General features: G+C 35.3%; 15 protein-coding genes. 4 read left to right on the top strand and 11 right to left on the bottom strand.

The features are described from left to right. Positions 1 to 162 precede the first annotated feature (162 nt). The 3 genes from BK579_RS05905 to BK579_RS05900 form a co-directional block, all read right to left on the bottom strand. Entirely contained in the window at positions 163 to 489 is a 327-nt protein-coding gene (locus BK579_RS05905; RefSeq protein ID WP_078544237.1) for a YuiB family protein, read from the bottom strand. 166 nt (positions 490 to 655) lie between these two features. After that, entirely contained in the window at positions 656 to 778 is a 123-nt protein-coding gene (locus BK579_RS25500; RefSeq protein ID WP_169891075.1) for a YuiA family protein, read from the bottom strand. A gap of 515 nt (positions 779 to 1,293) precedes the next feature. After that, on the bottom strand, positions 1,294 to 2,517 hold the full coding sequence (locus BK579_RS05900; RefSeq protein WP_407936240.1) for an NAD(P)/FAD-dependent oxidoreductase: 1,224 nt from the start codon (positions 2,515 to 2,517) through the stop codon (positions 1,294 to 1,296). 450 nt (positions 2,518 to 2,967) lie between these two features. Between BK579_RS05900 and yumC the strand changes: the two genes are divergently transcribed. Then, positions 2,968 to 3,957: a ferredoxin--NADP reductase 2 gene (gene yumC, locus BK579_RS05895; RefSeq protein WP_078544234.1), complete on the top strand. Its 990-nt coding sequence runs from the start codon at positions 2,968 to 2,970 to the stop codon at positions 3,955 to 3,957. A gap of 118 nt (positions 3,958 to 4,075) precedes the next feature. On the opposite strand, the gene BK579_RS05890 is transcribed toward yumC, so the two are convergent. From BK579_RS05890 to BK579_RS05880, 3 genes are all read right to left on the bottom strand, one after another. Beyond that, a complete protein-coding gene (locus tag BK579_RS05890; RefSeq protein ID WP_078544232.1) occupies positions 4,076 to 4,438 on the bottom strand; it encodes a HesB/IscA family protein in 363 nt (120 codons plus the stop codon). 80 nt (positions 4,439 to 4,518) lie between these two features. Then, the gene (dapF, locus tag BK579_RS05885) at positions 4,519 to 5,373 is read right to left on the bottom strand and encodes a diaminopimelate epimerase (RefSeq protein ID WP_078544231.1); all 855 of its coding nucleotides are present in this window, start codon (positions 5,371 to 5,373) and stop codon (positions 4,519 to 4,521) included. A 247-nt stretch (positions 5,374 to 5,620) separates the two neighbouring features. Further along, complete coding sequence (locus BK579_RS05880) at positions 5,621 to 5,857, bottom strand: YuzB family protein (RefSeq protein WP_078544229.1); 237 nt, start codon at positions 5,855 to 5,857, stop codon at positions 5,621 to 5,623. A 329-nt stretch (positions 5,858 to 6,186) separates the two neighbouring features. Between BK579_RS05880 and BK579_RS05875 the strand changes: the two genes are divergently transcribed. Then, positions 6,187 to 7,254 carry an NAD(P)/FAD-dependent oxidoreductase gene (locus BK579_RS05875; protein ID WP_078544227.1) on the top strand — a complete coding sequence of 356 codons (1,068 nt, stop codon included), beginning with the start codon at positions 6,187 to 6,189 and terminating at the stop codon, positions 7,252 to 7,254. Between the two features lie 359 nt (positions 7,255 to 7,613). On the opposite strand, the gene BK579_RS05865 is transcribed toward BK579_RS05875, so the two are convergent. Beyond that, positions 7,614 to 7,949 (bottom strand): YuzD family protein, encoded by a 336-nt coding sequence (locus BK579_RS05865; RefSeq protein ID WP_169891074.1) that lies wholly within the window; start codon positions 7,947 to 7,949, stop codon positions 7,614 to 7,616. Positions 7,950 to 8,229: 280 nt separating this feature from the next. Between BK579_RS05865 and BK579_RS05860 the strand changes: the two genes are divergently transcribed. Continuing rightward, complete coding sequence (locus BK579_RS05860) at positions 8,230 to 8,469, top strand: NifU family protein (RefSeq protein WP_078544223.1); 240 nt, start codon at positions 8,230 to 8,232, stop codon at positions 8,467 to 8,469. Between the two features lie 49 nt (positions 8,470 to 8,518). Here the strand turns inward: BK579_RS05860 and thrB are convergent, their stop codons facing one another. The 4 genes from thrB to yutH form a co-directional block, all read right to left on the bottom strand. After that, complete coding sequence (thrB, locus tag BK579_RS05855) at positions 8,519 to 9,427, bottom strand: homoserine kinase (RefSeq protein ID WP_078544221.1); 909 nt, start codon at positions 9,425 to 9,427, stop codon at positions 8,519 to 8,521. After that, a complete protein-coding gene (thrC, locus tag BK579_RS05850; RefSeq protein ID WP_078544219.1) occupies positions 9,424 to 10,488 on the bottom strand; it encodes a threonine synthase in 1,065 nt (354 codons plus the stop codon). The genes thrB and thrC overlap by 4 nt, the downstream gene beginning before the upstream one ends. Then, positions 10,485 to 11,783: a homoserine dehydrogenase gene (locus tag BK579_RS05845; RefSeq protein ID WP_078544218.1), complete on the bottom strand. Its 1,299-nt coding sequence runs from the start codon at positions 11,781 to 11,783 to the stop codon at positions 10,485 to 10,487. Before BK579_RS05845 ends, thrC begins: the two co-directional genes overlap by 4 nt. A 220-nt stretch (positions 11,784 to 12,003) precedes the next feature. Next, complete coding sequence (yutH, locus tag BK579_RS05840; protein ID WP_078544216.1) at positions 12,004 to 13,011, bottom strand: spore coat putative kinase YutH; 1,008 nt, start codon at positions 13,009 to 13,011, stop codon at positions 12,004 to 12,006. Positions 13,012 to 13,233: 222 nt separating this feature from the next. Between yutH and BK579_RS05835 the strand changes: the two genes are divergently transcribed. Next, positions 13,234 to 13,734 (top strand): phosphatidylglycerophosphatase A family protein, encoded by a 501-nt coding sequence (locus BK579_RS05835; RefSeq protein ID WP_078550416.1) that lies wholly within the window; start codon positions 13,234 to 13,236, stop codon positions 13,732 to 13,734. Positions 13,735 to 13,747: the final 13 nt, after the last annotated feature.

Raw genomic sequence — 13,747 nt, 5'->3', positions numbered from 1 at the left:
ATTATTCGTTGAAGAGTGAAAATAATTTTTTACCTTGAATGTAAAGTGCATGAAATTGCTTTGTAATAGCGATCTTTTTAATTATATTTATCTCTTAAAACAAAAAAGATTTCCACCTAATTTACACGTGGAAATCTTTTTAACTAGTAATTTTTGGCATTTCTAAAACATTTGATATCCTTTTGATCTTAGCATCTTGATCACGATTCCTGAGGTGATGGCACCTAACAGACCACTCATTAAAATCATTATGTCAACAAGAGCCAAAGAAGAAAGCTTATCACCTAATAATACAAAGGATGTAGAAGGTTCTCTAAAGTAATTAATTAATTTCACATCCTGAATGATGAATATGGCAACGATTGGATATATAATCGCCATAATCCACGTCATTCTCAGTAGCATATTTAAAAGGAAACCTATCCCGAAAAATAACACAAAAAATAAGACAATAGACACTAATAAAATTGGCAAAACCGGTAAACTCATTGACCTTTCACCTCCAGTACACATCATAGTGTACTAAAGTAAGACAAACATAGTCAATTTAAAGTTAAGCGATTTCGTAAAACTTTTTTACTTTTTAAAAATTAATGAGTATTTCCTCTTCCTTGATGTGCTTTATCATTAAACAAGATTATGAACGAGTATTACTCTAATTGTTTTTACCAGAGCCTTCACATGATGAACATGTTTCTGATCCACCAAGTATTAACTGAAAATACCCTTTCCCATTGCAGTACGGACAGTCATTTTTAATTTGTTGTTGGTTGTTCATGAACAGCGCTCCTTTTTTATTGTAATTTTCAGATAATTATAACAGTTATTTTACTTATTGAAAAGAGATTATTTGTAAGAAAATTTAACCAATTAAAGGATTAAATTTTCTTACTGAGTTTGTTAGGGTATTATCTCCTTATGTAAAGGCTCCGTAATTGAGCAACCAATGATAATCTAAAATAAGCGGAGTTTTTCCCGTTAGACTGGAGAATAGAGCCAGGTTCGGAGGATATAAGGGGAGTTTTTCCCGTTAAGGTAAAGAAAATGGTGCATTTTCATGTTTTTTCGATTAAATAGGTGGAATCCTTCCCTCTATTTAATCTATTTTTTTTACTTTTTTCTCATTAAGAGGAATTTCTCCCCTTATTTCTAATCCCAATTTTCCTGGTAATTCTTAAATGTTTGGCAATCGCTGAACCGGCTTATTTTGAAATAAAAAAATGCTTGGAGTATATATTTCTCCAAGCATTTTTCTGAGTAACATGCCAAATTGCTTTTTAATTTAGTGAATGACTATAGGATATTGAATTTACCCTTTTTAATAACTAGTCCAGGGCCACCAATCATGAATAGGGCACGGTTATCAACCATCTTTTTCATGAATGATGCTGTAGATCCTGTTACTTTCTTTCCAAATACAACTCCAATTGCATCATGCTCACCAAGTGAACATACTGTTCCTTTAAGATCAGGAGTGAAGTCTTCTAATTCACCTTGTCCACGAACTAAAACAGTTAGGTTCTTCGCGCATGTTTCACCTTGTTGCATTGCAATTTGTGCAGTTGGCGGATATGGACGGTTAATCTCTTCATTGATTACTAATGAACTATCTCCAATAATAAATACATCATCATGTCCTGGCGCAAGTAGAGTTGAACTAACTTTTACACGGCCACGCATTGCTTCAAAGCCAGCTGCTTCAATTAAGCTGCTCCCTCTTACACCAGCAGCCCATACAACAGTACCTGCTTTAATTTCTTCAACATCATCATCTTTACCAACGATAATTCCTGTTTCTGTTGCTTCCTTAATTGCTGTACCAATTTTAAATTCGATCCCTTTACTTGTTAAGTGATTAACTGCATATTCCACTAACTCTGGATCAAAGCCTGGTAAAGCAGTTGGTGCTGCTTCAACACAGATGACACGAACTTTATCGTGATCAACGTCATATTCCTTACATAGTTGCGGAATACGGTTTGCTAATTCGCCTAAGAATTCAATACCAGTGAAACCTGCTCCCCCTACAACGATTGTCAAACGCTCATCACGCTTTTCAGCTTCAGTATTATAAGTTGCAAATTGATATTCAATATGCTCACGTATTTGACGAGCAGCGTTAATATTTGATATAGAGAATGCGAATTCCTTAAGTCCTTTAATTCCAAAAGTTTCACTTTCTGCACCTAAAGCAAATACTAAATAGTCATAGTGATACGTACCTTCTTCAAGAGAAACCGTCTTTTCTTCTTTATTAATTCCAACAACTGTACCTTTTACAAATTTCACCTTGCTACGATCAATAACATCTTCAACCTTATAACGAGCACGATCATGGTGTAATGTACCTGCAGAAGCTTCATGTAACCATGTAGTTTCATAATGATAATCATTTTTATTTATAAGAGTAATTTCCGCCTCGTTAACACCAAGTGCTTTTTGCAGTCTTGTTGCAGTCATAAGACCACCATATCCTGCACCTAAAATTATAATCTTTGGTTTATTCACCGAACACATCCACCTTTACCTTTTATAATATTTAATAAATAAGAATAGATAATTATAATATCTACTTCTTTCGATCTTTTTATTTGCATAAAAACAGAGCTTTCTTATTTTGAAACTCCTATTAAAAAGATAATTTATGCAATTAAAAAGATTGTGAAATGATTCACGTAACACTGCATAAAAATTGATAATATATAATAACAATGCCTATATTAAATATTATTCCTTTTACAGATGATTTTCAAGGATTTATTATAATTGCATAAAAAAATCAAGTAAAATGGCTAAATGTCATAATTTTTTAATTATTCTAGGTGTTTTATCTTCACAAAATTTCCTTATATAGGTTTAATTAGCACGATCAAAAGAGATAAAAATAGAAAATTATGATATTATAAAGAGTATATGAGTAAATTTTAATAATGTGCATCTGAGCATTAATTAACTGGGGGTATTTAAGTGAAAGAAGATCAAAAAGTTTACGATATAACAGTTATTGGAGGGGGACCTGCTGGTTTATTCACTGCATTTTATGGGGGAATGAGACAAGCAAGTGTTAAGATTATTGAAAGTTTACCACAGCTTGGTGGGCAACTTTCAGCTCTATATCCAGAGAAATACATATATGATGTGGCTGGATTCCCTAAAATTCGTGCGCAAGAACTTATTGATAATCTTAAAGAACAAATGGCTAAATTCGAACCAACCATTTGTCTTGAGCAAGCTGTAACTGATGTTGAGAAGCAAGCGGATGGGGTTTTTAAGCTTACAACAAATAGTGAAATCCATTACACAAAAACAGTAATCATTACTGCAGGAAATGGAGCATTTAAACCACGTAAACTAGAACTTGAAACTGCTGAACAATATGAAGGAAAAAACCTTCATTATTTTATAGATGACTTAAACCAATTTGCTGGTCAAAAGGTATTAGTTTGTGGTGGTGGAGATTCAGCAGTTGATTGGGCACTAATGCTTGAGCCGATTGCTGAAAAAGTATACTTAACTCATAGACGGGATAAATTCCGTGCACATGAACATAGTGTAGAAAATCTAATGAATTCCAAAGTTGAAGTTTTAACACCTTATGTACCTGTTGAGTTAGTTGGAGCAGAAAATATCGAACAGGTTATTCTTGATGAAGTAAAAGGTGACGATAAATTAACAGTGGATGTAGATGCTGTGATCGTTAACTTCGGATTCGTTTCATCTCTAGGCCCAATCAAAGAATGGGGTCTTGAAATTGAGAAAAACTCAATTGTTGTTAACTCTAAGATGGAAACAAACGTACCAGGAATATATGCAGCTGGTGATATCTCAACCTATGAAGGAAAAGTTAAGTTAATTGCCTCTGGATTTGGTGAAGCACCAACTGCCGTTAATAATGCTAAATCTTATATAGATCCAAAGGCGAAGATTCAACCACTTCACAGTTCCAGCATGTTCTAAGAAAAAGGCAGAGCGCCACTATCGTCGACAAGCTTAGGTCAGGACCTGGAGCCAAAAACCAAACCTCAATTCTATATTTCCTTAGTATTAAAAAAAGAGCTGAATTCAGCTCTTTTTTTTAACATTCTTCTGGATTCCCAGCATTTTTAGCAGTTCTAAATGATGATCCACACCCACATGATGCAATGGCATTGGGATTATCAATGGTAAATCCGCCACCCATCATTGATTGCTTATAGTCTATAACAACACCCTTTAATATAGGTGCGTCTTCCTTTTTCACTAACACTCTTAGTTCATTCTGTTCAAGTTGTAAATCTTCGTCCGTGATTTCATGCTCAAAGCCCATTCCATAGGAAAGTCCGCTACAACCTCCACCCTTTACTGCGACACGTAAAAATGCAGATTCTTCTCCATTTTCCTTCATCATATCTTTAATTTGGAAACTAGCAGCTTCCGTTATTGTTAAAATGTCAGTCATTACTTGCCCTCCTTTTTTATTTTATTCTAGTTTAAGTATATATTTCTTAGGGTTTATACTCAAATAATAGAACTTGATACTTAATAGTAATATATCCCTTCACAAATCACTTCGGCAGGTCCTGTCATATAGACTTCACCTTGTTCATCCCATTTAATTAAGAGATCTCCACCTGCTAGATGAACAATTGTTTCTGTGTTTTTTCTTGTTTTCCCGTTTAATACTGATGCTACAACTGCCGCACAAGCACCTGTTCCACATGCTTGTGTGACACCGGAACCTCTCTCCCATACTCTGAAGTGTAGTTCTTTATCACTAACCACTTCAACAAATTCAACATTGATTCCTTCTGGAAAACTGTGATCTTTTTCAATGATAGGACCTATTGTCGTAACTGGGGCTTGATTAATATCTTCTACATAAAAAATTGCATGGGGATTTCCCATTGAAACTCCAGTCATGAATAATGTATGTTCTTTAAATTGAACCTTTTCATTCAGTACTAGTTCATCATTTTCCCCGATCATTGGAATGCTATGGCGCGATAATCTAGGTTTCCCCATATTCACTGTAACGGTGTGAACCATTCCATTCTCTAATTGAACCTCTGCATCCACCAAACCTGATAAAGTTTCAATTTTAAACCTAGTTTCTGTTACTATTTTATGTTCAAACGCATATTTTGCTACACATCTGAGGCCATTCCCACAATTTTTGCCTTCTGATCCATCATTATTAAAAATTCTCATTTTTACAGGTGCTATATCTGATGGACAAATTAAAATCATCCCATCCGCCCCAACTCCTGTGTTTACATTCGCCACTTTAATCGCAAGGCTTGATAATTCTTCTTCAACCAGCTTTTCTTTAAACATATTTACATATATATAGTTGTTTCCTAATCCATGCATTTTCGTAAATGTAAAACTCCCCATAAGTTCCTCCAAGTTAATGATTTACTTCAGTATAAGATGAAAAGAAGATGATAACAATCTTAATAGTTATTTTTATATCCTATATTTTAGGTAGGTTCCACTATTTCATTTGATAGTATGAAATAATTCAGAAAAAAAAGTTGCCACTCTCTTAGCTCATAGTCCTTTTATAAAACCATTAAAGCAACAAAGCGAAAATAGCCTTTGTATAAAAAAAGCACACGAGCATTCGTGTACTTTAAAGAGTCTAAAACATCGGGTTTTCTTCTAAAAATTGATATATATTTTCAACAAGTTCCTCTGGCGTGGTACCTGTTACAATCTCTCCATTTACCAGTGCAAATAATGTTCTTGCACATTTACCACAATAACTAAGACAACCATATTCTATAATATCTAAATTCGGATCCTTTTCAAGCTGTTCTAGCGCCTTTTGTGCCCCACTTGCCAAATTACTAATACAAAATTCTATGATTGGTTGCAATGTTATCACCTCACTACTTGCGAATATATCCTACAGGTTTTTTCAAAATTCGTCAAATTTAAGGTTTGTAAACAATAAATCACATTTCACAAATTTGTTGTTATTTTGTCAAAAATTAGCTATACTTTTAGTGTCTTTTTGAAAAGGTTTTCTGTATTTATTTAATCATTTATTTAAGATATATGTATCACATTTCTAGGAAATCCAGATTATTATGATAGCACATTATTTCATCTCATATGATACTCATGTAAAAATAACTTGAGTAACTTTCTACAAATAGAGACTTATGAAATCGAAACCATAAGAAAACAAAGGGGAAATTTTTTATGATAAATCTTGTGATCCTTGGAGGGGGTTATGGCGGTATGCGGATTTTACAACGTCTATTACCTACTCAACTTCCCGAAGATGTAGAAATTACATTAATCGATCGAGTACCCTACCATTGTTTAAAGACAGAATACTATGCTTTGGCTGCCGGGACAATTTCTGATCAACATATACGCGTAGCATTTCCAGAACATCCACGACTTACCATTAAATATGGTGAAGTGACTGATATCGACCTTGACCGAAAGTTAGTTCATCTACAAGGAAAGGATTCGATTTCCTATGATGACCTTATTATTGGACTTGGATGTGAAGATAAGTATCACAATGTACCTGGAGCAAAGGAACATACCTATAGTATTCAATCAATTGATAATTCAAGGTCTACTTACCAGAAGTTAAACAATCTTCCTCCAGATTCTGATGTTGCCATTATTGGAGCAGGATTAAGTGGCGTTGAATTAGCTAGTGAATTAAATGATAGTCGACCTGATTTAAAAATTTCATTATTTGATCGTGGGAATCATATCCTTTCAATGTTCCCTGAAAGATTAAGTAACTATGTAGAAAATTGGTTTACTACACGTGATGTAAAAATTATTAATGGCTCCAATATTACAAAGGTAGAATCAAATTTACTCTATAACCATGACACTCCCATAAAGTTTGATACAATTGTTTGGACTGCGGGAATCCAACCAAATAAAATTGTTCAACAACTTGATGTAGAAAAAGATGTTCAAGGTAGAGTGGTACTAACGGTGCAACATAACATTCCTGGAAATGAACATGTATATGTTGTCGGAGATTGTGCGAGTCTCCCACATGCTCCAAGTGCTCAGCTAGCTGAAGGGCAGGCGGAACAAATTGTTCAAGTTCTTCTTAAACGTTGGAATAATGAAGAACCACCTACACAATTCCCGCCAATTAAATTAAAGGGTGTTCTTGGATCACTAGGGAAGAAACATGGATTTGGTTTAGTTGCAGAAAGACCGATTATTGGAAGAGTGCCTAGATTATTAAAATCAGGGGTTTTATGGATGTATAAATATCATAACGGGTAACCACAAAAGACAGCATATGCTGTCTTTTTTCTTCTCATAAACTTGGTCCGGGAGTTTATTAATATTGTACTACTAACTCGAATAATATTAGTACAAGGAAGGATGTGATTATTTATGGAGAGATATCCACTACTGTTTTTGTCATGTATTATCGCTGGTTTTGCATTATTAAAAGTCCCTATAAGTGGCTTCCTTGTCCCGCTTAGCCCGTTATTGAGTATCATAGGTGTACTGGCAATAATTATATTTTCACTTGTTCTGATTTTCCAGGGATTTATGTCTTTGATCAGCAAAAGGTACTAATTTTAAAAAATAGAAACGCCAATTACATAAACATTCAAGGCATCGTGTGGCGTTTCTTAATTCCCCTTATCTTCTTGGTATCCATACTTCTCCATTTCAGCATAAATGGTTTTCAGCTTAGGATTCCCTTCTCCTGCAATTTCACCTTCAATTAAAACAACAGGATAAAACATATCTTCATCAATGACTCTTTTAGCAAATTCTTCTTTTTGTTCTTCATTGGGAGGATTAAAGATATCAATATAACTTATTTTGAAGGGTTGTTTAGGATATTTTCGGGTAATGGCTGCTTCTAACCATTCATAGGTTTCTTTTGAAGAAGGTAAATTTACGCAGCTAGGACAGAGAATGTCAGCTCCATAGACCTCTATTTCAATCAATTTATTCAACATGAAAATTACACTCCTCACAATATTTATCTTTTTCTATTGTACAAAACTTATGGTAAAATATATAGGACATTGCTTATTAAAGAGTAAAGAAAATAATAAGCTGTTATTCTACATTAAAGGTTACGACCATTGAGGAAAAGTGCACTACTCTTATTTGTAGTTGCTTACTTCTAGTTTTAAACAACAAGGTGTTAAAAATAAACATTTGGTAAGAGTATTACAGAATAGATTTTTCACAGGAAAGTAAGTATAATATATGTAAGGAAAGGAGTAGATTTAAATGACTGTAGAAATGAATCAAGTAGAGCAAGTTCAAGAAGTTTTAGATAAACTTCGTCCATTCCTACTTCGTGATGGCGGAGATTGTGAATTAGTTGATGTAGAAGAAGGCATTGTAAAACTTCGTTTACTAGGTGCATGTGGAAGCTGCCCAAGCTCAACAATTACATTAAAAGCAGGGATTGAGCGTGCACTTTTAGAAGAAGTACCAGGAATCATTGAAGTAGAACAGGTTTTCTAATTAAACCTCTAATAAATAAAGCGAAACCATATTGGTTTCGCTTTTTTGTTTACAGGACCAACGTTGAAACGTTACTACCGTTTTTCTCAATCTTTAACTCATCGACAGATAAATGACCAAATAATGGGGCTAGGTCCTTTACAATTGATTTTCCTCTTCCTTTTTCTGCAAAGCAAATCACTGTCGGACCTGCTCCACTAAGAGCAACGCCAAATGCACCGGTATTTTTAGCAGCCTTGATGATATCATCCATTTCCGGAATCAATTTTTTTCGGTAAGGCTGATGAAATAAGTCTAAATCCATCATTTTACCAGCTAATGCCCAGTTTTTCGTCACAAGTGCTGCAATCATTACATTACTTATTGCACTTGCCTCTACAGCCTGCTCATGTGTAAAATGTGTAGGCAAAACCGCTCTAGCGTCCTTCGTCATCACCTCATAACGTGGAATTGCTACGACTATATCAAAATCCACATCATTTAATTGAACAAGATCCGTCATTTTATCACGGTGACTTCCTATCACTAAGCCTCCGTATAATGAAGCTCCAACATTATCAGGATGACCCTCAAACTCACTTGAAATTCTAAGTTTTTCATCTCTTGAAAGACGTAAGTCACATAGGGTGTCTACAAGCTCAATTGCTGCAATTATCGCTGCTGCACTACTTCCAAGTCCTCTAGCCAAAGGAATATCACTTGTCATATGAATTATGCATGGAGGTAATGAGACATCATACTTCGCAGCCACTTTTTCAGCCACTTTATAAATAAAATTTTCAGTCCCTGTTGGTATATTCTCTACATCTTTTGACATTGGAACAAAAGACCACTTGGTGCTTTGTTCTACTTGGAGAGTTAAGTATCGATTTACAGCAAGTCCAATTGAATCAAATCCAGGTCCTAGGTTGGCCGTACTACCAGGGACCTTGATTTGAAACGGTTTTCTGGCACTCATTGAAATACGACTCCTTTAATATGTTCAAAAACAACTTCTTCATCACTCGGAAGAACAGTAGGCTTTATATCATTAACATCAATAGCCGTTGTTGGGTCTTTTAATCCATTTCCAGTGAGAACGGCTACTACCGTTGAGCCCTTTTGAATTTTCCCTGCCTTTAAGTGTTTGATCACGCCTGCAAGGGAAGCACAAGAAGCTGGTTCAGCAAACACTCCCTCTTTACTAGCAATTAATTTATATGCCTCGACTATTTCTTCATCTGTCACTTCATCAATCGCACCATTTGATTCCTTTTGGGCATTTACTGCATGCTCCCAGCTTGCAGGGTTTCCGATTCGAATCGCTGTCGCAATCGTCTCTGGTTCTTCAATCACATGTCCTCTTACAATTGCAGCAGATCCCTCTGCTTCAAAACCATGCATTTGTGGAAGACCTGAGTTGTACTTTTCATGGTACTCCTTAAACCCTTTCCAATAAGCAGTGATGTTACCTGCATTTCCAACTGGAATAGCTAAAACATCTGGCGCCTTCCCACCTAATTGGGCACAAACTTCAAAAGCTGCAGTCTTCTGTCCTTCAATTCGATAAGGATTTACCGAGTTCACTAGTGTAATTGGTGCATTTTCACTAATCTTTCTAACAATCTTTAGAGCTTGGTCAAAATTGCCTTGGATTGCATAAATTTCGGCACCATACATCACCGCTTGCGCTAATTTACCCATTGCAATTTTCCCATCAGGGATAACAATGATACAACGCATTCCCGCTCTAGCTGCATATGCTGCCGCAGCTGCAGAGGTGTTTCCTGTTGACGCACAGATCACTGTTGTACTTCCTTCTTCTTTTGCTTTTGCAACAGCCATCACCATTCCACGGTCCTTAAAAGAGCCCGTAGGATTAGTTCCTTCTGTTTTGACGTATAACTCAATCCCTAACTCTTCTGATAACTGATGTAGCTTAATTAGTGGGGTATTCCCTTCATTAAGCGTTAATTTAGGTGTTTTTTCAGAAACAGGGAGAAATTCCTTAAATTCTTCTATTAAACCGTTCCATCTCATTTTACTCCATCTCCTTCGACACGATATGAACTCTTTACTTGTGCTACAACATCCGAATCACTTAAGTGTCCAAGGATGTCTTCATAATCCTTTAGAGATGCTGTATGAGTAACTAAAACAATCTCTGCAAGATCTTTTTGTTTTAATGGTAATTGTAATATCTTTTCAAAGCTCACACCACGTTCAGAGAAGATCGTTGTGATTTTTGCAAATGAACCCACTTGATCCTTTACATGAATTCGCAAAAAGTGTTTCGAATAAATCTCTGCTCGATCCTTCAGCTGTTTTTCATATTGAGGGGTAACAACACTTTGGCCATTCACACCTAACCTCATATTTTTCATCACTGCAACAAGATCAGAAACAATTGCTGTGGCAGTTGGTAAACTTCCTGCACCTGGACCATAAAACATCGTTTCTCCGACTGCTTCGCCATATACATAAACTGCATTATATTCATCGTTTACTGCAGATAGTGGATGATCATCTGGTAGTAAGGTTGGCTGAACACTTACCTCCACCTTATCACCTTCTTGTTGAGCTATCCCAATTAGTTTCATTGTATAGCCAAGTCTTTTACTATAGTTTAAATCTTCTTCTGTGATTGAAGAGATTCCTTTTACTGACACATCTGCTAAATCGATATTCATCGAAAAGCCTAGAGTAGCTAAGATGGCCATCTTACGAGCTGCATCTAGTCCTTCAACATCAGAAGTCGGATCCGCTTCTGCAAAACCTAGTTGTTGTGCCTCTGCAAGTACCTCTTGATAAGGACTTCCATTTTTGCTCATCTTAGTAAGGATAAAGTTTGTTGTACCATTTACGATACCCATTAACTTAGTAATTTTATCAGATGCTAACCCATCAACTAAGCCTCTTAGAATCGGAATACCACCTGCTACACTTGCTTCATAATAAAGATCACATTTATTTTCACTTGCAGCTGCATGTAATTCAGACCCATACACAGCTACTAAGTCTTTATTTGCAGTCACAACATGCTTTTTATTTTTAAGTGATGTAAGGATGTGTTTTCTTGTCTCTTCTACTCCACCCATTACCTCAATTACAACATCCACTTCAGGGTGCTCAATCACTTCATTCACGTTCGTTGTAAGTAATGATGAATCGATTTCAACATCACGGTCTTTTTTTATGTCTTTCACCAAGATCTTTTTCACTTCAATTGGGCAACCAATTTGATGCATTAATTTATCTTGATGGTTCTTTAATATTTTCACAACACCAGTTCCGACAGTCCCTAAACCTAAAAGACCCACTCCTATACTCTTCATGTTTCTTCACTCCCCTTTATGTATTCTCCAGAAATACATTTGTTTATCTATAAAGGACATTATAGAGTTTATTTCATGATTTTACAAGTTGTTTTTTACCTATTAATAAAATAATCGTTATTTTCATAAAATACAAATAAAAACTTTATGAATTATTTTAGCAAGTAGCAATAATGAGAAATAAAAGAAGCACACAATGAATAATGTGTGCCAAACCAATTTATTCTGGAAGCCACTCGATTTGAGGAGAAGGGCTATGTCGATGGAATTGTTGAGACAATTGATTTATATCTCTTAAGAAATATTCGTAATCTCTTGAATCTTTCAAGATTGAATTTAACTGATTTTCATAGGTCATTTTTTGGACTTCCGAATTCGTTAGATAATATCCCTCAATGCTTTCAAAATAATGGACGGGGAATAATAATCTAGCATACATCAGCCTCAGGAAAAATGAAGAAGTTGGTGATACATTTTGATATTCTGTTAAAAAACGCTCAATCATTTTTAAATCCACTCGTTGACTTGAGTTAAAGTAACAATCACGAATATACTCTGCAAGGTCTCTACTAGCATGATCGAATACCCATTGAATGGGGATCTCTGCTTTGTAGGAATCTCTCCATTGTTCTACCTTTAATTTCTGATGACAAACGGTGGCTGAATCAATTAGTCCAGGATGATCATCAATTTCGGTATCAACTAAGTATTGAATGGCATTTTCTGTTAATCCGATATAATATGGAAATGATTCTATAAATCTTTTTTCAAAATCATTAGAGGGATGCTGCTTAACACGCTCATTCCAGAACAATTCCATTTGGTCTAACCGTTTTTCCCATAAGCCTTTCCACTGCCCTATTCGATTGCACTTAGTTAATCGATAAGGAAATGACCTTCCATTCAAATGGAACAAGGCAAGTTCCTTGGCGGTTAACTGAGTACGGTGATTTGATTGCCTTGGCATCCTTAAGAGAATACTTGGCTTTTCGTTAAGAGTTGTAATCAGCTTGCCATCCTTTGTAGGGACCATTAAGGCTACTCTGTTTTCTCCTTTTTGAACCATAAAATCACTCAATTGCTTCAACTCATAAATTTCTTCTTGTTCCAAAACTTCGACCGGCACAATAGTATATAGTATATTTCGATTTCGAAACGCTTTGTAATTACCAAACTTCTCTGTTTTCCGTATTTGAAGCCCATATTGTTCAGAGATTTCACTTTCCATATGATTCCCTCCGACCTTGATTTCTATTGAAGCATGTAACGAAACTTCTGGTATTCTAAAATATATACAAATAATTTAGCTAATATGAAGATAAGACGGTTTTTCTCAACGGATAACAAAAAATAAATATATTAAACAATGGATTTGTTGGGAATTATAAGTTTGAATGTGCAAAAAAAAGGAAATGAGAAGTTGTAAAAATTTGGAGGAATGGGTGAAATTATGACAGAAATTAAACAAACGATGGATCCAATAGAATTAAATGCACGTAATTTATTAGAACAACGAGGTGTAAAAATCACCGACATTGCTGACTTAGTCTACTTTCTCCAAAATAAATATCATACCGATTTACAAATGGAAGATTGTATTGAAAATGTAGAACGAGTGTTATCAAAGCGTGAGGTACAAAACGCAATTATTACTGGAATTCAACTTGATGTTCTTGCGGAGAAAGGCTTATTAGAAGAACCACTACTTTCTATTATAAAAGCCGACGAAAGTCTTTATGGGGTAGACGAGGTTTTAGCCTTTTCGATTGTAAATGTATATGGATCAATTGGTTTTACAAATTACGGCTATATCGACAAATTGAAGCCTGGTATTCTTGAAAGGTTAAACGACAAAACAGCTGGTTGTCATACCTTCTTAGATGATCTTGTTGGTGCTATCGCAGCTGCAGCATCAAGTCGTTTAGCACATCGTGCAGCAAATACCGAGTGATAAAAAAACAGGT

This window comes from Litchfieldia alkalitelluris (assembly GCF_002019645.1).
GTDB lineage: Bacteria > Bacillota > Bacilli > Bacillales > Bacillaceae_L > Litchfieldia > Litchfieldia alkalitelluris.
The sequence above is the reverse complement of the archived record's forward strand: the minus strand, read 5'-3'. Positions and strand labels throughout refer to the sequence as shown.